The organism is Cryptosporangium japonicum, assembly GCF_039524755.1.
GTDB lineage: Bacteria > Actinomycetota > Actinomycetes > Mycobacteriales > Cryptosporangiaceae > Cryptosporangium > Cryptosporangium japonicum.
In genome coordinates this window covers 68,489-89,203 of sequence record NZ_BAAAGX010000007.1, presented here as the reverse complement: position 1 = coordinate 89,203, position 20,715 = coordinate 68,489, and the positions used below count along the sequence as shown (strand labels likewise).

General features: G+C 73.7%; 18 protein-coding genes and 1 pseudogene. 6 read left to right on the top strand and 13 right to left on the bottom strand.

Annotation, left to right across the window (positions count from 1 at the left end; all coding sequences use genetic code 11):
- Window positions 1–112 precede the first annotated feature (112 nt).
- Both ABD437_RS08825 and ABD437_RS08820 read right to left on the bottom strand, forming a co-directional pair.
- Window positions 113–1,696 (bottom strand): alkaline phosphatase D family protein, encoded by a 1,584-nt coding sequence (locus ABD437_RS08825; RefSeq protein ID WP_344648265.1) that lies wholly within the window; start codon window positions 1,694–1,696, stop codon window positions 113–115.
- A gap of 22 nt (window positions 1,697–1,718) precedes the next feature.
- Window positions 1,719–2,321 (bottom strand): TetR/AcrR family transcriptional regulator, encoded by a 603-nt coding sequence (locus ABD437_RS08820; protein ID WP_344648264.1) that lies wholly within the window; start codon window positions 2,319–2,321, stop codon window positions 1,719–1,721.
- A 97-nt stretch (window positions 2,322–2,418) separates the two neighbouring features.
- Here ABD437_RS08820 and ABD437_RS08815 point away from each other — a divergent pair, with 97 nt between their 5' ends.
- The gene (locus ABD437_RS08815) at window positions 2,419–3,909 is read left to right on the top strand and encodes an MFS transporter (protein WP_344648263.1); all 1,491 of its coding nucleotides are present in this window, start codon (window positions 2,419–2,421) and stop codon (window positions 3,907–3,909) included.
- Window positions 3,910–3,972: 63 nt separating this feature from the next.
- On the opposite strand, the gene ABD437_RS08810 is transcribed toward ABD437_RS08815, so the two are convergent.
- The 3 genes and pseudogenes from ABD437_RS08810 to ABD437_RS08800 all read right to left on the bottom strand — a co-directional run.
- The gene (locus tag ABD437_RS08810) at window positions 3,973–4,692 is read right to left on the bottom strand and encodes an ABC transporter permease (RefSeq protein WP_344648262.1); all 720 of its coding nucleotides are present in this window, start codon (window positions 4,690–4,692) and stop codon (window positions 3,973–3,975) included.
- Complete coding sequence (locus ABD437_RS08805) at window positions 4,689–6,200, bottom strand: ABC transporter permease subunit (protein ID WP_344648261.1); 1,512 nt, start codon at window positions 6,198–6,200, stop codon at window positions 4,689–4,691. The genes ABD437_RS08810 and ABD437_RS08805 overlap by 4 nt, the downstream gene beginning before the upstream one ends.
- Before the next feature lie 50 nt (window positions 6,201–6,250).
- A pseudogene (locus ABD437_RS08800) lies at window positions 6,251–6,910 on the bottom strand (ABC transporter ATP-binding protein); the annotation flags it as partial.
- Between the two features lie 88 nt (window positions 6,911–6,998).
- On the opposite strand from ABD437_RS08800, the gene ABD437_RS08795 reads away from it, so the two are divergent.
- Window positions 6,999–7,661: a response regulator transcription factor gene (locus tag ABD437_RS08795; protein WP_344648259.1), complete on the top strand. Its 663-nt coding sequence runs from the start codon at window positions 6,999–7,001 to the stop codon at window positions 7,659–7,661.
- Window positions 7,658–8,707 (top strand): sensor histidine kinase, encoded by a 1,050-nt coding sequence (locus ABD437_RS08790; RefSeq protein ID WP_344648258.1) that lies wholly within the window; start codon window positions 7,658–7,660, stop codon window positions 8,705–8,707. Before ABD437_RS08795 ends, ABD437_RS08790 begins: the two co-directional genes overlap by 4 nt.
- Here ABD437_RS08790 and ABD437_RS08785 read toward each other — a convergent pair.
- Window positions 8,704–9,537: a class II fructose-bisphosphate aldolase gene (locus ABD437_RS08785; RefSeq protein ID WP_344648257.1), complete on the bottom strand. Its 834-nt coding sequence runs from the start codon at window positions 9,535–9,537 to the stop codon at window positions 8,704–8,706. The genes ABD437_RS08790 and ABD437_RS08785 overlap by 4 nt on opposite strands.
- A complete protein-coding gene (locus ABD437_RS08780; protein ID WP_344648256.1) occupies window positions 9,531–10,484 on the bottom strand; it encodes a 1-phosphofructokinase family hexose kinase in 954 nt (317 codons plus the stop codon). Before ABD437_RS08780 ends, ABD437_RS08785 begins: the two co-directional genes overlap by 7 nt.
- Window positions 10,485–10,560: 76 nt before the next feature.
- Here ABD437_RS08780 and ABD437_RS08775 point away from each other — a divergent pair, with 76 nt between their 5' ends.
- Window positions 10,561–11,745 carry a carbohydrate kinase family protein gene (locus ABD437_RS08775; protein WP_344648255.1) on the top strand — a complete coding sequence of 395 codons (1,185 nt, stop codon included), beginning with the start codon at window positions 10,561–10,563 and terminating at the stop codon, window positions 11,743–11,745.
- A 486-nt stretch (window positions 11,746–12,231) separates the two neighbouring features.
- Here the strand turns inward: ABD437_RS08775 and ABD437_RS08770 are convergent, their stop codons facing one another.
- From ABD437_RS08770 to melA, 5 genes are read right to left on the bottom strand one after another with little or no spacing between them, the layout of a single operon-like run.
- The gene (locus ABD437_RS08770; RefSeq protein WP_344648254.1) at window positions 12,232–13,071 is read right to left on the bottom strand and encodes a carbohydrate ABC transporter permease; all 840 of its coding nucleotides are present in this window, start codon (window positions 13,069–13,071) and stop codon (window positions 12,232–12,234) included.
- On the bottom strand, window positions 13,071–14,018 hold the full coding sequence (locus tag ABD437_RS08765; protein ID WP_344648253.1) for a carbohydrate ABC transporter permease: 948 nt from the start codon (window positions 14,016–14,018) through the stop codon (window positions 13,071–13,073). The genes ABD437_RS08770 and ABD437_RS08765 overlap by 1 nt, the downstream gene beginning before the upstream one ends.
- Window positions 14,018–15,340, bottom strand: coding sequence for an ABC transporter substrate-binding protein (locus ABD437_RS08760; protein ID WP_344648252.1), 1,323 nt, complete (start codon window positions 15,338–15,340; stop codon window positions 14,018–14,020). Before ABD437_RS08760 ends, ABD437_RS08765 begins: the two co-directional genes overlap by 1 nt.
- Window positions 15,341–15,378: 38 nt before the next feature.
- The gene (locus ABD437_RS08755; RefSeq protein WP_425558129.1) at window positions 15,379–16,257 is read right to left on the bottom strand and encodes an SIS domain-containing protein; all 879 of its coding nucleotides are present in this window, start codon (window positions 16,255–16,257) and stop codon (window positions 15,379–15,381) included.
- 58 nt (window positions 16,258–16,315) lie between these two features.
- Window positions 16,316–17,614, bottom strand: coding sequence for an alpha-glucosidase/alpha-galactosidase (melA, locus tag ABD437_RS08750; RefSeq protein WP_344648250.1), 1,299 nt, complete (start codon window positions 17,612–17,614; stop codon window positions 16,316–16,318).
- Window positions 17,615–17,713: 99 nt separating this feature from the next.
- Here melA and ABD437_RS08745 point away from each other — a divergent pair, with 99 nt between their 5' ends.
- Window positions 17,714–18,493 carry a DeoR/GlpR family DNA-binding transcription regulator gene (locus ABD437_RS08745; protein WP_344648249.1) on the top strand — a complete coding sequence of 260 codons (780 nt, stop codon included), beginning with the start codon at window positions 17,714–17,716 and terminating at the stop codon, window positions 18,491–18,493.
- Between the two features lie 28 nt (window positions 18,494–18,521).
- On the opposite strand, the gene ABD437_RS08740 is transcribed toward ABD437_RS08745, so the two are convergent.
- Window positions 18,522–19,418, bottom strand: coding sequence for a LysR family transcriptional regulator (locus ABD437_RS08740; protein WP_344648248.1), 897 nt, complete (start codon window positions 19,416–19,418; stop codon window positions 18,522–18,524).
- A gap of 64 nt (window positions 19,419–19,482) precedes the next feature.
- On the opposite strand from ABD437_RS08740, the gene ABD437_RS08735 reads away from it, so the two are divergent.
- Complete coding sequence (locus tag ABD437_RS08735) at window positions 19,483–20,715, top strand: MFS transporter (protein WP_344648247.1); 1,233 nt, start codon at window positions 19,483–19,485, stop codon at window positions 20,713–20,715.

The following is a 20,715-nucleotide window of genomic DNA, read 5'->3' as shown; positions in this document are numbered from 1 at the left end:
TGGCCTCCTGCTCGATAATCGAACATCCTGTTCAGCTATCGAGTGGGACGTTACGAGGCCGCCCGGGGTCCGGACAAGGCTCCCGGGCGAAGAGGCGCGCCGGCACGGCCGCTCAGGTGGCCGGGGCGCCGCCGGCGGCGGGGTGGACGTCGGGTGGGCCGTCGAGCGCGACCCCGGGCCGCCCGTTCTCCACCACGAACCGCGCCGCCGTCCGGGCGCCCTCGGCCCGCGGGTCGGTCACGCTGTCCACGACACGCAGACGCACCCGCAGCGCGTCCGGGGTCAGCTCGCCCACCAGGTACCCGCGCCGGGCGTCGACGTAGAGGCGCTGCGGGTTGTCCGCGCGGGTCGCGTCGTCCTCCCGGCGCAGCCGCTCGACGTCCGGTTCGCCGCCGGACGAGATCGACGTGCCGGAGAACTCCGCGCCCACCACCGGCGAGCCCTCGTCGAGCGGGTCCGGGTTGAGCTGGCTCACCCACGTGCAGTGCTGGTCGCCGCTGAGCACGACCGGGTTCGCGGCCAGCCCGGTGCCGAGGAAGTTCAGCAGCCGCCGGCGCTGCACCCGGTAGCCGTCCCAGCTGTCGAAGCTGTACTTCTCGGCCGGGCCGCCGCGGCTGTCGTTCCCGGCCAGCAGCACCTGGTTGCCCAGCAGGCTCCACCGCGCGCCGGAGTCCACCAGCCCGTCGAGCAGCCAGCGTTCCTGCGCGGGGCCGGTCATCGAGCGCCACGGCTCCTCGGCCTCGGCCACCGTGGTCGGGTGCGCGGAGCGGTACTGCCGGGTGTCGAGCACGTGGAACGTGGCCAGGTCGCCGAACCGGAACCGCCGGTACAGGCGCATCCCCGGCCCCACCCGCACCGGCAGGTGCTCCACGTACGCCCGGAGCGCGGCGTCCCGGCGCGCGGCGAACGGCACCGGCGAGGGCTCCGACGGGTTCGCGGCCCCGTCGCCGGTCCAGTTGTCGTCGACGTCGTGGTCGTCAAGCGAGACGATCCAGGGCGCGGACGCGTGCGCGCGGGCCAGATCCGGATCGGTGCGGTACTGCGCGTGCCGGTTGCGGTACTCGTCCAGGGTGTAGGGCTGCCCCGGTCCGATGTGCTCGCGCAGCCGGCCGGGCCAGGGCGCGGCCTCGTAGACGTAGTCGCCGAGGAACGCGACGAAGTCCAGGTCCTCGGCGGCCAGCGCGCGGTGGGCGGTGTAGTAGCCGTCCTGATAGTTCTGGCACGACGCGGTCGCGAAGCGCAGGCGCCGGGTCCTCCCGGTGGGGGCGGTGCGGGTGCGGCCCACCGGCGAGGCCTGGCCCCCGACCCGGAACCGGTAGAAGTACTGGGCTCCCGGACGCAGGCCCCGGGCGTCGACGTGGAGCGTGTGGGCGGTGGCGGGGTGGGCCACGGCGGTGCCCGTGCGCACCAGCGTGCGGAAGCGCTCGTCGGCGGCGACCTCCCAGCGCACCGGGATCGGAACCGGAGGCATGCCCCCGCCCTCGAGCGGGCGCGGCGCGAGCCGGGTCCAGAGCACGACGCCGTCGGGTAACGGGTCACCGGACGCGACGCCGAGCGTGAACACGTCCTTCGGGAGCACGGCCCGGCGGCGGGTCACCCGGGCGAGCGCGCCGTCGGCACCGACCAGCGCGGGCCCGAGAAACGTGGCCGTGCCGACGAGCGCGAGAAACCGGCGGCGGGGGAGCGGATAGTCCATCGGCGTCCCCGTCCGCGCGTCGCTAGCGGCGGACCGCGGGGAGAAGGATCTCGTCGATCACCGACACCAGGAAGTCCCGGTCGACCGGGATCTGCTGGATCATCGTCCGGTAGAACACCATCGACGCGCTGACCAGCGCGAGCGTCTCGACGTCGCAGTCGGGGCGGATCTCGCCGCGGTCGACGGCCCGGCGGAGCAGGAAGCGGTTCGCGGCGGCACGCGGCTCGACCATCACGGCCTGGATCGCTTCGCGCAGCTCCGGCTGCTTGGAGATCATCGAGACGACGCCGGACATGATCTTGAGCTTGCGCTCGGCGTCCTGGATCGACGGCGGCTTGATCATCGCCAGCAGGTCACCGCGCAGCGTGCCGGTGTCGGGCAGCGCCTCGGGCGCGAGGTTCTCCTTCTTCATGCAGGCCACCGCGTCGATGACCAGGTCGGACTTGGAGGACCAGCGACGGTAGAGCGTGGCCTTGCCGGCCTTGGCGCGGGTGGCGACCTGGTCGAGGGTCATCCCGTCGTAGCCGGTCTCGGCGAGCACGTCGAGCGTGGCGTCGAGGATCTCGGGGTCGCGCGTGTGGTCGCGCTTGCGGCCCGGCTTCACGGCGGGCGCGGCGGTCGTCATTGGTGCCGGGCTCCCTTCTGCGTAGTCCGCCCATGGTACTCGACGGTTCCGAAACTAACCAGTTTCGAAACTGGCCAGTTCCGTATATGGTGGTTGCATGACCTCGACAACTATCGAGCCGTCCACGGGGGCGGCCTCTTCCCGGCGGTGGTGGGCACTCGTCACCGTCGGGCTGGCCCAGCTGATGATCGTGCTGGACATGACCGTGGTGAACATCGGGCTTCCCGCGGCGCAGAACGACCTGGGCTTCTCCGACGGCAACCGTCAGTGGGTCATCACGGCCTACTCGCTCGCGTTCGGCAGCCTGCTGCTGCTCGGCGGGCGTCTCTCCGACCTGATCGGCCGCAAGCGCACGTTCCTGGTCGCGCTGGTCGGCTTCGCCGCCGCGTCCGCCCTCGGTGGCGCGGCCCAGAGCTTCGAGATGCTGGTGGGCGCCCGCGCCCTGCAGGGTGTGTTCGGCGCGCTGCTCGCGCCCACCGCGCTCGCGGTGCTGACCACGACGTTCACCATCCCGCGCGAGCGTGCCCGCGCGTTCGGTGTGTTCGGTGCGGTGGCCGCCGCCGGTGGCGCGATCGGCCTGCTCGCCGGTGGGGTGCTCACCGAGACGCTGAGCTGGCGCTGGACGCTCTACATCAACGCGTTCATCGCCGCGGTCGCGTTCGTCGGCACGCTCCTGTTCATCGAGTCGGCCGTCCGCACCGGGCCCCGCCCGCGCCTGGACGTCCCCGGCACCCTGCTGGTCTCCGGCGCGCTGTTCTCGGTCGTCTACGGCTTCTCCAACGCCGAGACCGACGGCTGGAGCTCGTTCTGGACCTGGGGCCCGCTGGCGCTCGGCGTCGCCCTGCTGGCCACGTTCGTCGCCTGGCAGCGCCGGGCCGCGCACCCGCTGCTCCCGCTGAACATCGTCCTGCACCGCAACCGCGGCGCCGCCTACCTGGCCGTGCTCATCGCCGCGACCGGCATGTTCGGGGTGTTCCTGTTCGTCACGTACTACCTGCAGGGCACGCTCGGGTACTCGCCGATCCGCACCGGCCTGGCCTTCCTGCCGATGGTGTTCGGCATGGCCACCGCCGCGCAGCTGTCCACGAACATCTTCCTGCCCCGCTTCGGCCCGAAGATCCTGGTGCCGATCGGCCTGGGGCTCGGTGCGGCCGCCATGGTGGCGCTGACCCGCCTGGACGTCGACTCCTCCTACGCCGCCGACATCCTCGCGCCGCTGGTCGTGCTCGGCCTGGGCATGGGCTCGACGATGCCGGCCGCGATGCAGACCGCGACGCTCGGCGTCGACCGGCACTTCGCCGGCGTGGCCTCCGCGCTGGTCAACACCTCCCAGCAGGTGGGCGGCTCGATCGGCACCGCGCTGCTGAACACGCTCGCGGCCACGACCGCGGCCAACTACCTCGCCGCGCACGGCGCGTCCTCGGCCGCCGAGGCCGCGGTGCACAGCTACGCCACCGCGTACTGGTGGGGCGCCGGGTTCTTCGCGACCGGCGCGGTGATCGCGGCGCTGCTGTTCCAGCGGCGGGTCGCGGAGCCGGCCGCGGCCGCCGAACCGGCCGTCGTCGCCGAGCCGGTGCTCGCGCACTGAGCCCGCCCCGCTGAACGCTGCCCGTTCCGTCCCCTCCGGGGGCACGGAACGGGCAGCGCCGTGTCAGGTGTCCCGGCGGGACACCGACACCGCGCCGGCCAGCAGCGCCGCACCGGCCCACAGCCCGAGCACGCCCAGCCCGGCCCACGGCTGGATCGGGAGCGAGTCCAGGCCGGTGCTCGCCTGGATCGCCAGCCCCGCGTCGGCCGGCCCCCACTGGCGCAGGTGCCGCTTCCAGTCCGGATCGCCCACCGTCCCGATGACGATCGGCGCGACGTAGAGCAGCGCCAGCACGAGCCCGATCGCCGCCGCCGAGCTCCGCGTCAGGGTGGCGGCGCCGAGCCCCAGCAGCGCGACGAGCACCAGGTAGAGCACCGACCCGAACACCGGCCGGGCCGCGAAGCCCGTGTCCAGCGCGGCGTGCCCGGCCGCCCACGCGGCCACCACGCCGACCGCGCCCGCCCCTCCGACCAGGCCGCTGACCAGCAGCGCCTTCGCCGCGAGCACGGCCGGCCGCCGGGGCGTCGCGGCGAACGTCACCCCGATCATCCCGGTCGCGTACTCACCGCCGATCACCCCGGCCGCGAACACCGCCGCGACCGCCTGACCCAGCTGGACGCCGACGAGCGTCAGCGTCATCGGGTCGCCCGCGCAGGGACAGCGCACCGTCGTCACCGCCAGCGCGCTCAGCGCCGCGGTGCCCACCGCCACCGCGAGCACCGCCCAGACCGTGGCCGGTGACGTCCGCAGCTTGGTCCACTCGGCCCGCACGACGTCGGTCACCGCACGTCCCGGCGCCCGAGCAGCACCAGCGCGGCGGTGAACGCGACCACGGTCCAGGCCAGCAGCACGGCCAGCCCGCCGATCGGCGGGAGCGGGAAGTACCCGGCCGACGGCACGTACAGGTTGTCGACGAACGAGTACTCCACCGCGCTCTGCTGCGCGGCGAACGCGGCCGCGGGTGTCACCGCCAGCACCCAGTCGCCGACCCGGGCCGGGAGTACCGACATCGCCAGCAGGTACGGCAGCACGGTGAGGCCGAGCACCGCGGTGAGCGCCACCGCGCCCCGGCGCACGACCGTCCCGACCGCGAGCGCGAACACCGCGCACAGCGCCAGCAGCAGCCCGGTGCCCAGTACCATCCGCACCACTGTCGACGTCGGCGCGGCGTTGACGTACAGCCCGTTGCCGCGCATCACGGCGGTGCCCAGCGGCACCGCGAGCGCCGCCCCTGCCACCCCGAGCACGGCGGCGACGCCACCGATCACCACCGCTTTGGCCGCCAGCACCCGGCCGCGTCGCGGGGTCGCGGCCAGCGTCACCGCGAGCAGCCCCCGCCGGTACTCCGCCGTGACGAGCATCGCCCCGACGACGACCAGCGGTACCAGCCCCACGAACGTGCCGGCCAGCGTCCGGGTGACGCTGAAACCCAGCCCGTTCGCGCCGGACACCGCCGGGGCGACGTCACCGTTGCCGGTCAGCGTGAACACGCCGTCGCGGGCCGAGGACCGGCTCGCGGGCTGCGGCGGGCCCGGGCGCGGCTCCTCGGCCCCGTCCGTGCCCGCCACCGCGGAGGTAGCGCTCGGGCCGCCGATCTGCTGGGTGCGCCACCCCGCCGCCGTCGTCCCCTCGAACCCGACGTGGTCGAACGTCGCGGTCGCGGTGGACGGGCCACCGCTCGCGCCGCTCAACCCGAAGACCTTGGTGGAGACCTCCGCGTGCTGCGGGGACGTGACGAACAACCCCACCTCCACGGTGGACGGCAGGTCCGGCGTCGCGGTGCCCACCGTGCGCCAGCGGTTCCCGTCGTCCGAGACCGCCGCGGTGATCGTGTCCCCGTCCCGGCTCAGGCGCAGCCACCGCGGGGTCCGCGGCCCGGTGGGGCCGGCCACGTCGTGCACGTAGTCGTGCTGCATCCGGACGCCGTGCGCGCCGGTCAGCATCACCGCGGCGTACGACGACCCGGGCCGCACGCCGTCCTTCACGATCAGCCCGGCCTTGGCCCACGGCACCAGCCCCGGCTCGCTCCGGCCGGGACCGGCGTCCCGCTCCCCGGTGAACGACGTGACCCGGGCCGTGATCGAGCCGTCGCCGGTGAGCGTGCGGTGCACGAACCGGAACGCGTCGGTGACCTCCTGACCCTCCGGGCCGGTCGGGAGCCGGCACGTCTCGTCGCAGGTGCCACCGGCCCCGGGCGCGACGGAGAACGCGACGATCAGCAGCAGCCCCCCGGCCAGCGCCGCGACCCAGCCGCGCACGGTACGCAGCTTCGTCCACTCGGCGCGGATCACCGGAACTCCACCGCGCCCCGGGTGAGGGACAGGTAGGCCCGTTCGAGCGAGGAGTGCTCGGCCACCAGCGCGGGCATCGTGGTGTCCGCCAGCACCCGCCCCCGGCCGACCACCACCAGGTGGTCCGCGGTGTCCTGCAGCTCACCCATGAGGTGGCTGGACACCAGCACCGCGCGCCCCTCGGCGGCCAGCGACCGGAGGAACCCGCGCATCCAGATGATGCCGTCCGGGTCCATGCCGTTGAACGGCTCGTCGAGCAGAAGGGTGGGCGGATCGCCGAGCAGCGCGGCGGCCACCCCGAGACGCTGGCGCATGCCGAGCGAGTAGCCGCCGGCCTTCTTCCGGGCGACCGCGGTGAGGCCGGTGAGCGCCAGCACCTCGTCGACGCGGGCCGCGCCGAGCCCCTGCGAGTGCGCGAGCCAGAGCAGGTGGTTACGAGCGCTGCGGCCGGGGTGGAACGCGGCCGCGTCCAGCAGCGAGCCGAGCGTGCGCAGCGGCCGCCGCAGGTCCCGGTAACGCCGCCCGCCGATCAGCGCGGTGCCCGCGTCCGGGGCGTCCAGGCCCAGGATCACGCGCATCGTGGTGGACTTGCCCGCGCCGTTGGGCCCGACGAACCCGGTGACCAGTCCCGGCCGCACGCCGAAGGTCATGCCGTCCAGCGCCCGGGTGGGGCCGAACCGTTTGGAGAGGTCGGTGACGTCGATGTTCATGGCCGTTGGGTGTACGCGGCCGGCGGTGTCACGGCGGTGTCGGCCGTTGACACCCGGCTGACACCGGGCGGCTGGCACTGTGGTCGGCGTGAGAGTGCTGGTCGTGGAGGACTTCGAGATCCTGGCCCGTGCGCTGGGCACCGGGCTGCGCCGCGAAGGGCTGGCGGTCGACGTCGTCCTGGACGGGGGTGAGGCGCTCGAGCGGCTGGCCGTCACCGCCTACGACGTCGCGGTGCTCGACCGCGACGTGCCGACGGTGCACGGCGACGAGGTGTGCCGCCGGATCGTCGCGTCCCACCCGGCCTGCCGGGTGCTGATGCTCACCGCCGCCGGCACGGTCCGCGACCGGGTGCACGGCCTCGAGCTCGGCGCCGACGACTACCTGCCCAAACCGTTCGACTTCGCCGAGCTCGTGGCCCGGGTGCGTGCGCTGGGCCGGCGGCCGGGTGCCGGGCTGCCGCCGCTGCTCTCGGCCGGCGAGGTGACCCTGGACCCGAGCCGGCGGGTGGTGACCCGCGCCGGGCGGCGCCTGGACCTCTCCCCGAAGGAGTTCGCGGTCCTGGAGTACCTGCTCGCCGCGGCCGGGCGGGTCGTGCCGGCCGAGGAACTGCTCGAACACGTCTGGGACGAGGCCGCCGACCCGTTCACCACCGCGGTCAAGACCACGATCAGGCGGCTGCGGACGAAACTGGGCGAGCCGCCGGCGGTGCACACGGTCCGCGGGGGCGGCTACCGGGTGGGCGGGCCGTGACCCTGCGCGGGCAGCTGACGCTGCTCTACGGCGGGGCGTTCGTCGGGTGCGGTGCGGCGCTGGTGGCGATTCCGTTCCTGCGCACGTCGCACACCGTGCCCGTACCCGGGACCGGTACGCCCGCGGCGCCGCGGGTGGGGCCGTCGGACGCCGAGGTGGCCGTGCGCCACGACGCGCTGGTGACCTCGCTCGTCGTGCTCGCGGCCACGGTGGTCGTGGCCGTCGTGCTGGGCTGGCTCATCTCCGGGCGGCTGCTGCGCCCGCTGCGCACGATCACCGGCACGGCCCGCGACATCTCGGCGTCCAACCTGCACCGCCGGTTGGGCGTGGAGGGCCGCGACAACGAGTTCGGCGAGCTCGCCGCGGTGCTCGACGACCTGTTCGCGCGGCTCGAGGCCTCGTTCGACGCCCAGCGCCGGTTCGTCGCGAACGCCTCGCACGAGCTGCGGACGCCGCTGACCGCGGAGCGCACCCTGCTCCAGGTCGCGCTGGCCGACCCGGACGCCACCGCCGGGGACCTGCGCCGGGCCTGCCGCGAGGTACTGACCCTCGGCGAAGCGCAGGAACGCCTCATCGACGCCCTGCTGACGCTGGCCGGCAGCGAGTCGGGCGCGTTCTCCCGCGACCCGGTCGACCTGGCCGCGGTGGCGGCCGACGCGGTGGGCGACCGGGCGGTGTCGCGGCGCCTGGAGCCCGCGCCCGCCACCGGGGACGTGTCGCTGCTGCGCAGCCTGGCCGGAAACCTCGTCGACAACGCGGTGCGCCACAACGACGCCCGCGGCTGGATCGAGGTCACCACCGGTGTCCACGAGGGCCGCCCGTTCCTCGCCGTGCGCAACACCGGCCCGGCCGTGCCCCCGTCGGAGCTGGCGCGCCTGCTCGAACCGTTCCAGCAACTGGCCGGCCCCCGCCTCCGCCACCACGGCGGCCACGGCCTGGGCCTCACCCTCACCCGAGCCATCGCCGACGCCCACCGGGCCGACCTCACCCTGCACCCCCGCGGGTCCGGCGGCCTGGACGTGACCGTGACCCTGCCGGGCCCCTAGCGGCCGGACAGGAGGGTGGTGAAGTGGGTGACGGTGGCGGTCATCGCGTCGCGGGCCGGGGCGATGTACCTGCGGGGGTCGACGAGCGACTCGTCGGTCAGGGCGCGGCGCACCGCGGCGGTGAAGGCGGTGTTCAGGGCCGTGCCGATGTTGACCTTCACCATGCCGGCGGCGACCGCGGCGGTGAGCTCGTCGTCGGGGACGCCGGAGGAGCCGTGCAGCACCAGGGGCACTCCGACGGCGTCGCGCAGGGACGTGATCAGCGCGTGGTCGAGGCGGGCGGTGCGGTCGGTCATCGCGTGCGACGAGCCCACCGCGACCGCCAGCGCGTCCACGCCGGTCGCGTCGACGAAGGCCCTGGCCTCGCCCGGGTCGGTGCGGACGCCCGGCGCGTGCGCCCCGTCCTTGCCGCCGACCTCGCCGAGCTCGCTCTCCACCCACAGGCCCTCGGCGTGCAGCCGGGCCACGGCGGCCGCGGTGGCGGCGACGTTCTCCTCGTAGGGCAGCGTGGACGCGTCGACCATCACCGAGCCGAAGCCGTTCGCCGCGGCCTGCGCGATCAGGCCGGCGTCCTCGACGTGGTCGAGGTGCAGCGCGACCCCGACCCGCGCGGCCTCGGCGACCGCACGGGTCGCGGCGGCGATCGGAGCGAGCCGGCCGCCGTGGAAACGCACCGCGTTCTCACTGATCTGCAGGATCACCGGGGCGTTCGCCGCCTCGGCGCCGGCGACGATCGCCTCGGCGTGCTCGATCGTGATTACGTTGAACGCCGGGACCGCGGAACCGGCCGCGCGGGCGGCGGCGACCAGTTCGCCGGTGGGGGTCAGCATGCCGGAAACTCCTGGGTGATCTCGGTGACGGTGACGGACGTGCGGAAACGGTCGGCGGTGGCGGCCTCGACGGTGCCGGCGACCGGGGCGGCGACCGCGGCGGCGGAGAGCGCCACCGCGTCGGTGAGGATCCGGGGCCAGGGGGAGCGGTCACGCAGCCCGCGGGCCAGGGCGGCGACGGACGCGTCCCCGGCTCCGGTCGGGTTGCCGGCGACCCGCTCCGGCGGGCGCACCCGCCAGACCCCGTCCGCGGTGACGCCCACCAGCCCGTCCGCACCGGCCGACGCCACCACCGCGCCCGCGCCGAGCGCCCGCACCGCCCCGGCCAGCCGCACCAGCTCACCCGCCGCGCCGCGGCCGTCGGCCGGCGCGTCGGCGAGGAGCTCACGCAGCTCGTGGAGGTTGGGTTTCACGACGTCGGGGCGGGCCGGCAGCGCGGCGCTCAGCGGGGCACCGCTGGTGTCCAGGACGGTGCGGGCGCCGGCCTCGCGGGCGGCGGCGATCAGCGTCGCGTAGGCGTCGGCGGGCAGGCCGCGCGGGAGCGAACCGGAGAGCACGACGACCGTGGCGTCCCCGAGCAGCGACGCGTACCGGGCCCGGAACGCGTCCCACTCACCGGGCGTGACCACCGGACCGGGCTCCCAGAACCCGGTCGCGTCGCCGTCGACCACCGCGACGGTGCGGCGGGTCTCGTCGCCGATCGGCACGAACGCCTCGCCGAGCCCGGCCTCGCCGAGCAGCCGGCGCACGCGCGCACCGGTGTCGCCGCCGAGCAGCCCGGTGGCCAGCACCGGTTCGCCCAGCCCGTGCAGCACCCGGGCGACGTTGAGCCCCTTGCCGCCGGCGCGCTCGCTCACCTCGGCGACCCGGTGTGTCGTGTGCGGAACCAGCGCCTCGACACGGTAAGTGACGTCCAGGGCGGCGTTGAGGGTGACGGTCAGGATCACTCCTGCTCCAGCTTCTGCGCGACTATGCTCGTCTCACTGCTGTTACGACCATAAACGATCACCTAGGGACTGCGGAATGAACACTGAGCTCGATGTCCTGGTCGTCGGCGACGCCAACCCCGACCTCGTGCTCCGCGGGGACGTCGTGCCGCGGTTCGGGCAGGTCGAACAGATGCTCACCGCGGCCGACCTGGTGCTCGGCGGCTCCGCGGCGATCACCGCCTCCGGGTGCGCGCGGCTCGGGCTGCGTACGGCACTGCTCGCCCGGGTCGGCGACGACGTGTTCGGCCGGGTCACGCGGGCCTGGCTGGAGGAGCGGGGCGTCACGCTGGAGAACCCCCGGCCCGCCGACGGCGAACCCACCGGGCTCTCGGTCATCCTGTCCGGGCCCGACGACCGGTCGATCCTCACGCTGCCGGGCACGATCCCGACGCTGGTGCCGTCCGACATCTCCGACGAGGTGCTCGCCCGCACCCGGCACCTGCACGTGGCGTCGGTGTTCCTGCAGCCGGCGCTGGCCGAAGGGCTGGCCGGCGTGTTCGCGCGGGCCCGGGCGCTGGGGGTGACGACGTCGCTCGACACGAACTGGGATCCGAGCGAGCGCTGGACCGGGGTGCGGGAGCTGCTCGCCGGGGTCGACGTGTTCCTGCCCAACACCGCGGAGCTGCTCGCGGTCACCGGGGCCGGTGACGTGGCCTCGGCGGCGGCGCTGCTGGTGGCGTCGGGCACCACCGTGGTGCTCAAGGACGGCGCCCGCGGCGGCCGCGCCTGGACCCCGGCCCGCTCGTCCTCACAGCTCCCGGGCGACGCCGAGGCCACCCCGGCGGGGCAGTCCGCGCCTGGCGGGCAGTCCGCGCCGGCTGGGCAGTCCGCGCCTGGCGGGCAGTCCGCGCCGGCTGGGCCGTCCGCGTCCGGCGGCCAGTCCGCGCCGGCCGGCCGGGCGGCGCCGTTTGAGCTCCCCGGCCGGTCCGCGCTGGACGAGCCCGCTGGGGACTCCGCGCTGGATGAAGCCGCTGGGCGCTCGGCGGCGGATGGGATCGCCGAGTACTCCGCGCCGAGCCTCGCCGTGGATGTCGTCGACACGACCGGGGCGGGGGACAGCTTCAACGCCGGGTTCCTGGCCGCGCGCCTCGGTGGCTCCGACCTTCCCGAGGCGGTGGCGTGGGCCGCGGCGGCCGGCTCCCTGAGCACCCGCGCCCCGGGCGGCACCGCCGCCCAGGCCACCCTCCCGGAGATCCGCGCCGCCCTCACCCCCGCCTGACCACGGCGCGGGGCCCCGCGCACCCGTGGGGTCCCGCGCCCGGCCCCGTCCATCCGCGGCTCCGCTGGACGGCCGCACGCACCTGCTCGCCCCCACGCACTTGCTCTCATCTGCGATGACCGCGCGCCTGTCCGGCCCTGCCCGCCTGGCCCGCGCACTAGCGAAACCGTGTCCGGACCCGCCGTTCCGAGCCCGTTCCTGCGTAACCGTGAGGTCCGCGGCGGGCCTCACGCACCCGGGCGACCCACGCGCAGTCCTGCGCATCCGGGCGATCAGCGCGCAGTCCTGCGCACCCGCGACCAGCGCGCAGTCCTGCGCACCCGGGCGACCAACGGGCAGTCCTGCGCACCCACGCGATCAGCGCTCGGTCCCGCGCACCCGCGCGACCAGCGCGCAGTCCTGCGCACCCACGCGACCAACGCTCGGTCCCGCGCACCCACGCGATCCGCGCCCGGCCCCACGCATCGGTGGGGCCGGGCACGGGTGTCAGCCTTTGAGGCCGCTGAACGACATCGTGGCAATGAAGCGCTTCTGGGCGAACACGAACGCCAGCACCAGCGGCAGGGTCGCGATGACGTTGCCGGCCATCAGCTGCGACCACTCGGTGCGCCGCATGCCCTGGAACGACGCCAGCCCCACCTGCAGCGTGTACTTGGTGTCGTCGGTGATCGCGATCAGCGGCCACAGCAGATCGTTCCAGCTGGACAGCAACGTGAACACGGCCAGCGTGGCCAGCGCCGGGCGAGCCAGCGGCAGCACGATCGAGAGGAACGTGCGCAGCGCACCGGCTCCGTCCAGCAGCGCCGCCTCCTCCAGCTCCACCGGCAGCGTCAGGAAGAACTGGCGCATGAGGAAGATGCCGAACGCCGACGCCAGCCACGGCACGATCGCGGCGGCCAGCGTGTCCACGATGCCGACCCGCGCGAACAGCAGGTACGTCGGGATCATCAGCACCTGGATCGGGATCATGACGGTGGCGATGATGCCCAGGAACGCCAACCCCCGCCCCGGGAACTTCAGCCGCGCGAACCCGTACCCGGCCAGCGAACACAGCACCAGGTGCGCGAGGACCGAGATCGCCGACACCACCACGGTGTTGACCAGCCACCGCACGATCTTCGACTCGGCGAACAACGTGCGGTACCCGTCGAAATGGATCCCGTGCGGGAGGAAGTCCGGCGGGAACTGCGTGATCTGCGCTTCGGGCATGAGCGACGTCAGCACCATCTGCACGAGCGGCAGCACGAAGATCAGCGCGATCGGCATCAGCACCAGATGCCACGGCGAGAACGGCAACCGGCGACGCTTCGCCGACGGGGACGTCATCAGAACACCTCCGATCCGCGGCGCCGCCCGTACCAGACGACGAGCACGGTGAGCAGGAGCGTCACCGCGAACAACAGGTAGGCCAGCGCAGCGCCGTAGCCGAGCCGCCGGGTCTGGAACGCGAGCTCGTAGATGTAGTAGACGACGGTCTGCGTGCTGTTCAGCGGCCCGCCGCGGGTGGAGGTGTAGATCAGGTCGAACAGCTGCAGCGCGGTGATCGTCTGCCACACGGTGGCGAACACCGTGACCGGGCGCAGCTGCGGCAACGTCACGTGCCGGAACACCCGCCACGGGCCGGCACCGTCGACGATCGCGGCCTCGACGAGTTCCTTCGGCACGTCCTGCAGGGCGGCCAGGTAGATCACCGCGACGAACCCGATCTCGCCCCAGAGCGCGATGACGACGATCGTCAGCAGGGCCTGGCTCGGGCTCTCCAGGAAGCCCTGCGCGGGCAGCCCCAGCGAGCGCAGCGCCTCGTTGACCATGCCGAACTGCGGGCTGAACACGTAGCCGGCGAGGATGCCGGTGGCCGCCGCCGACGCCACGTAGGGCACGAAGATGCAGGTGCGGTAGAAGCCGATGAACCGGATCTTGCGGTTGAGCGCCACCGCCACGAACAGCCCGATGAGGATCGACAGCGGAACGAACGTCGCCGTCAGCAGCAGCGACTGCTTGGCGGCGTCGAGGGCGTTCGAATCCTCGGCCAGCCGCTGGTAGTTGCGCCACCCGACGTCGGTGGGCGGTGCGACGCCGTTCCACTTCGTCCGGCTGATGAAGAACGCCCACACGGCCGGGAAGATCGACAGGCCGATCACGACGACGGTCGCGGGCCCGGCGAACGCCCAGCCGGTGAGCGCGCGGCGGGCACCCCGTCCGCGTGGCGCGCGGGGCGCGGAAGCCGGCTTCCGCGCCCCGACGGCGAACCGCGGTGGGGTCGCGACGCTCACTAGTTGTCTTCCAGGACGCCGGCGGACTTCTCGGCGGCCTCGTCCAGGGCTTCCTTGGGTTTCGCCTTGCCCTGGAGCACCTTCGCGATCGCGTCGCCGACGTTGCGTGACATCTCCTCGTAGCCGGAGACCGTCGGGCGGGCCTGCTTGGCGTTCGCCAGGTTGTCGACGAACGTCGGGCCGGCCGGGTACTGCTTGGCGTAGTTCGCGTACTCCGGGGTGTCCTTCTCGGTGGTGCGCAGCGGCAGGTTACCGATCGCCAGGTTCCACTTCGCGTCGGTCTCCTTGCTGGTGAGCCACTTGACGAAGTCGCGTGACGCGCCGGCGCGGTTGGCGTCGTCGTGGTTGTAGAGCACCCACAGGTCGGGGCCGGAGACGGTCTGGTGGTCGCCGTCGGTGCCGGGCAGCTGCGTGACGCCGTACTTCGTCTTGCTGCTGGCCAGTTCGAGCAGCTCCCACGGGCCGGACATGATCATGCCGATCCGGCCGCTGCGGAACAGCGGCGAGTACTTCTCGTCGGTCTGGTCGAGGTACATCGACTTGTCGTCGACGGCCATCGCGCGCAGCGTCTCCAGGGCCTTGACGCCGGCGTCGCTGTTGAACGCGGGCTTCTTGCCGTCGAGGATCTTGCCGCCGTTCTGCCACAGCAGCGGCCACAGGTGCCAGGTGGTGTCCTCGCTGCCGGAGACCGAGTACGCGGTGCCGTAGATGCTCTTCGCCGGGTCGTTGAGCTTCTTGGCGGCCGCGCGGTACTGCTCCCACGTCCAGTCGTCGGTGGGGTAGGGCAGCTTGGCCGCGTCGAACAGGGTCTTGTTGTAGAGCAGTGCGAGGTTGTCGACGAGGGCCGGGACGCCGATGACGGTGCCGTCGGTGGCGGTCGCGGTCTCGCGCGCCGCGGCCGGGAACTCGTCCCAGCCGAACGACGACTCCTTGACGAAATCGCGCAGGTCCTGCGTGCGGCCGCTCTCGGCGAGCTCACCGGCCCAGCTGCCGAACGCGTACGAGATGTCGGGGTAGTTGCCGCTGGTGAAGCCGGCGGAGAGCTTCGTCAGCAGGTCGTCGGTGACGGTGGCGCCGGCCGACGTCTTGACCGTGACGTTGGGGTGCAGCTGGTGGTACTCGGCCGCGAGCTGCTCGGCCTTCTGCTCGGCCTCGGTGGTCTGCCCGGTCCACCAGGTGATCTCGACGGTGGCCTTCGGGTCGTAGCCCTTGGCGGCGTCCTTGCCGCTGCTCGACGGCGACGAGCCGCTGCAGGCCGAGAGGGCCAGCGCCGCCGCGACCGTGGTGGCGAGACCGGCGAGTAACCGGGGGGAGTACCTCATCTGCTGCACCTCTCGAGGGGGGTTCGGGGTGAGACGTATCAGGCGAGTACGACGGAACGGGTCAACAGGCGGGGTTGATCGGGATCGAGCCCGCGGTGCGCGGCCAGCGCGACCGCGAACCGCTGCGCGAGCAGCAGCTGGGCCAGCGGGTCCCGGGTGTCCCGGTACGCCACCGCACCGGCCGAGCGGGCGACGTCGTCGAGGCTCCCGGGCACCGCGCCGAACGACCAGACCAGCGACCTCGGGCCGGCGACGGCCACCGGCCCGTGCCGGTAGTCGCGGGCCGGATAGGACTCCGACCAGGCCTGCGCGGCCTCCCGGGCCTTCAGCGCGGCCTCGTGGGCCAGGCCGACGGTCCAGCCGGTGCCGAGGAACACCAGGTGGTCCACGGACGCCGGGTCGACCGGCAGGGCCGAGGCGAGCGCCTCCCGCCCCTCCGCGACCGCGGCGGTGAGGTCCTCGCCGTAGGCCGCCCTGGCCGCGGCCAGCACGGTGGTGGGGAACCGCGTCTGGACGACGCTCGTCTCGTCGGCGAAGTCGAGCAGCAGACGGGCGTCGACGAGGTCGTCGACGGCCTCACCGCTGACCGCGGTCACCGCGACCCGCTCCGTGCCGGTAGGGACGGCGCGGAGTGCCTCGAGCACCTCGGTGGAGGTGCCGGAGCGGGTGATCGCGACGACGCGGTCGTAGCGGCGGCGCGGGACGTACTCCGACGCGCAGACGGCGTCGGACTCGCCGAGCCCCGCGGATTCACGGAGCTCGGCGAGGCTCTGCGCGACGAACCAGGACGTGCCGCAGCCGAGGAAGAGCGTCCGTTCGCCGGGGTGGGCGAGTACGGCCGCGGCCTCGTCGGCCAGCGCCAGCCCGCGTACCCAGACGTCGGGCTGGCTGGCGATCTCACGTGCGGTGGCGTCCATGACGGCGATTATGCTCATTCGAGCATCATCGACAAGCATTCGCGCGCAAACGTGCAATCTAGAGTGCGCGCAACGGCTCGGGGATCAGGTCGCCGTGGGCGGCGGTCAGCTCGTCGCACAACTCCCAGATCTGGTCGAGCGTCAGCGTAGCGGCGGTGTTCGGGTCGACCATCGCCGCCTGCCGCACCTTGAGCGGGTCGCCCTCCACCGCAGCGCGCACGGTGAGCTCGCCGACGCTGACGAACGGCCGGTTCACCGCGGCGCACTGCGCGGGCAGGGCGCCGACGCGTTCCGGGCGCACGCCGAGCCGGTCGACGACGCACGGCACCTCGACCGCGTAGTTCTCCGGCAGGTTGCTGATCAGGCCCCGGTTGGCGACGTTGCCGTGGATGCGCCGGATGACGCCGGTCTCCATGCTGTGGATGACCTGCGGGGCGTACTCGGTGGCCTCGCGGTGCAGGTCGAGGGGCTTGCCCTCGCGCAGGTCGTCGCGGACGCGCGCGTACTCGTCCAGGTTGTCCTGACTGATCCGCAGGTAGTCGCCGACCGGGATGCGCAGCCGCTCGACCTCGGCGTCGGTGTGCAGGTACCAGGGCACGTACTCGGACGAGTGCTCGCTGGTCTCGGTGGGGAAATAGCCGAGGCGGGAGTACATGTCCATCCGCACGCGCCGCGAGAGCTCCGGGTCCGACGCCAGCTTCTCGTCCAGGCGGGGGTAGAGGCTCTCGCCGCGGTGCTCCCAGCGCAGCAGCCACGCCTGGTGGTTGACGCCGGCACCGGTGTAGTCGACCTCGTCGAGCGGGACGCCGATCAGTTCGCACAGGTCGTGGACGGTCCAGAACACCGAGTGGCAGAGGCCGACGGCCTTCAGCTCGGGTGCTACCGCCGCGAGGTAGCCGATGTTCATCGCCATCGGGTTGGTGTAGTTGAGCAGCCAGGCGTCCGGACAGATCTCGAGCATGTCCTTGGCGATGCCCTCGAGCACGGGGAACGTCCGCAGCGCCCGGAAGATCCCGCCGACGCCCAGCGTGTCGCCGATCGTCTGGCGCAGCCCGTACTTGGCGGGGATCTCGAAGTCGCGCACGGTGGCGGCGTGCATGCCGACCTGGATCGCGTTGATGACGTAGGTCGAGCCCTCCAGCGCGCGACGCCGGTCGAGGCTGGTGCGGATCTCCGGCGCCGCGCCGAGCTGCTCGGCGGTGCGGCGGGCGATCGCCTCGGCGGTCTCCAGGCGCTCCTGGTCGATGTCGTGCAGGCTCAGGGTGACGCCACGGAGCTCGTCGAAGGAAAGCAGGTCGGCCAGCAGTTCGCGGGTGAACACCACGCTGCCGGCCCCGAGGAACGTGATCACGGTCATGGCGCGATTTTGCGCGGATCGCTCATGAACGAACAGTGCTACGCGCCAAACGGACTATTCTCAGTGCTCGTTTGGATCTTTCTTCGATCGGGAGCGCCGATGCCGCGTTCGTCACTTCGCCGGGCCGAGCGGGTCTCGGCCATCCTCGAACGGCTCGCCGCCGACGGTTCGGTCGACGCCGGCCGGCTGGCCGACGAGTTCGTCGTGTCGGCCGCGACGATCCGCCGTGACCTGCAGGTGCTCGAGGACCAGAAGCTGCTCTCGCGCACGCACGGCGGGGCGGTGGCGGTGGACGTGGCCTACGAGCTGCCGGTGCGTTACCGGGCCGGCCAGAACCGCGACGCGAAGGGCGTCGTGGCGCGGCGGGCCGCGGACCTGCTGCCCCGGGGCCCGCTGACGCTGGGCCTCACCGGCGGCACCACGACGCACATCCTGGCCCGCATGCTCGCCGAGCGCGTCGACCTCACCGTGGTGACGAACGCGCTGAACATCGCGTCCGAGCTGGCGCTGCGGCCGCGGCTGAAGCTGATCATGACCGGCGGGGTGTCGCGCACCCAGTCCTACGAGCTGGTGGGGCCGATCGCCGACCGGGCCCTGGAGGGCCTGAACATGCAGGTCGCGGTCGTCGGCGTGGACGGCATCAGCGCCCGCGGCGGCCTCACCACGCACGACGAGATCGAGGCGCACACGAACGCGTGCATGATCCGGCGCGCGGACCGGGTGATCGTGGTCGCCGACGGTTCGAAGATCGGGCGCGCGTACCTCGCCGGCATCTGCCCGATCACCGACGTGTCGGTGCTGGTCACCGATTCGAGCGCGGACCCGGCCGGGGTCGACGCGATCCGCCGCGCGGGCACCGAGGTCGTGATCGCGACCTGACCGCGGGAGCACCCGGCGGTCCGCGCGGTCAGCGCGGGCCGCGTTCGGCGAGCTGGGCGGGGACGGTGCGCGCGAGGGCGTCGCGCAGGGCCAGTACCGGTGCCGACGTGATGCTCTCCGCGCTCCACAGCAGCTGCACCACCCGCTCGGCCGCCCGCGCCAGCGGCACCTCCACCGTGCCCGGTGGCGCGATCCCGGCCGGTACCACGGTCACGCCCAGGCCGGCCGCGACCAGCCCGGCCGCCGTCGCGAGGTCCTCGCACGTGCACGCGGGCTCGGGCACCAGCCCTTCGTCGCGCAGCAGCCGGTCGGTGATCGTCCGCATCCCGTAGCCCGCCGCCATCGCGACGAACGGCTCACCGGCCAGGGCCGCCAGCGCGATCGAGGCGTCGCCGGCCCTCGGGTGCCCGGCCGGCAGCAGCACCCGCAGCGGCTCGGTGCCCAGCACCGACGCCCCCTCCACCTCCTCGAGCATCGCCACCAGGGCCAGGTCGAGCCGCCCGTTCACCACGTCGGCGACCAGGTGGTCGGCGCCGCCCTCGGCCAGTTGCAGCCGCACCCGGGGGCGGTCCGCGGAGAAGCCGCGCAGCGTCCGGGTGACCAGGTCGGCGCCGAGCACGTGCTGGAACCCGAGCCGCACCAGGCCCGACTCCGGGTCGACGTCCGCGCGGATGCGCCGCACGGCCTCGTCGACCTCACGCACCGCCCGGTCCGCGGCCGCCGCGAGCAGCCGCCCGTGCCGGCTCAGCGTGATCCCGCGGCCCCGCTTGCGCAGCAGCGGCGCCCCGACCTGCGCCGACAGCCGCGCCAGCGAGCGGCTCAGCGTCGGCTGGGGGACACCCAGGTCGCGGGCGGCCTCGGTGAGGTGACCGGTGCGCGCGACCGCCAGCAACTCACGCAGCGGCCGCACCAACTCATGCTCCATCCGCATCATTCAACCAGCAGAGATGCATTGGACGTATCGAACGCGGCCGGGGACGGTGGAGGACGTGACCCGTCACCTCCCCGGCACCCCGGGGTTCCGCGCGCTGAACCTCGGCATGGCCCTGATCGGCCTCGCCGCGTTCGGTCTGCTGTACGCGACCCAGCCGCTGCTGCCCCGGCTGTCCGACCGGTTCGCGGTCGACGCCACCGCGGCCAGCCTGTCGCTGTCGGTGACCACCGGCACGCTGGCGCTGCTCGTCGTGCCCGCGACCTGGCTCGGACAGCGGCTGGGCCGGCGCCGGGTGATGCGTGCCGGGCTCGTCGCCGCGGTGGCGCTGACGTTCGCGTGCGCGGCCGCGCCGACGTTCCCGGTGCTGCTCGGGCTGCGTGCCGCGAGCGGGGCGGCGCTCGCGGCCGTGGTCGGCGTGGCGATGGGGCACGTCGCCGCCGAGGTGCACCCGAGCGGGCTCGGCTCGGCGATGGGGCTCTACGTCGCCGGGAACTCGGTCGGGGGAGTGACCGGCCGGCTCGTGTCCTCGCTCGTCGTCGACGCGGCGGGCTGGCGCTGGGCGCTGGCGGCCGTCGGCCTGCTCGGCCTGGTCGCCACCGGGCTCGGCTGGCGTCTCCTGCCGCCGCCGGCCGCACCGGCCACCGTGACGCCGGCCGCCGGGCGCCCCCGGCCGGCGACGGTCCGCGACCCGGCGCTGCTCGCGCTGCTCGCCGTGCCGTTCCTGCTGATGGGCGGCTTCGTCGCCACCTACAACTTCCTCACCTACCGCCTCACCGCGGCCCCGTTCGACGTCTCCGAGGCCGTGATCGGCGCGGTGTTCCTCACCTACCTCGCCGGTACCGCCGCGTCCGCGCTGGCCGGGCGCACCGCCGACCGGGTCGGGCGCCCCCCGGTGCTGCTCGCGTCGATCGCGCTGATGGGCGCGGGACTGCTGCTCACGCTTCCGCCGTGGCTGCCGGCCGTCGCCCTCGGCCTGCTGATCTTCACCGCCGGGTTCTTCGGTGCGCACTCGACCGCGAGCGGCTGGGCCCCGGTCGTCGGTTCCGCCCGCCCCGCGACCGCGGGAGCCCTCTACGTGTTCGGCTACTACGCCGGTTCCAGCGTGTTCGGCTCGTGCGTCGGCATCAGCTGGCACGCCGGCGGTTGGCCGCTGACCGTCACGGTGATCGAAGGCCTGATCGTGCTGGCCGCGGCGGCCGCCGCGTTCGTGGCGACGCGGGTGACCGGGCTGTCTGCGCCGCCCCGGTCACCGTCGGCCCCGAGCACCGCACACCCGGTTCTACAGTGA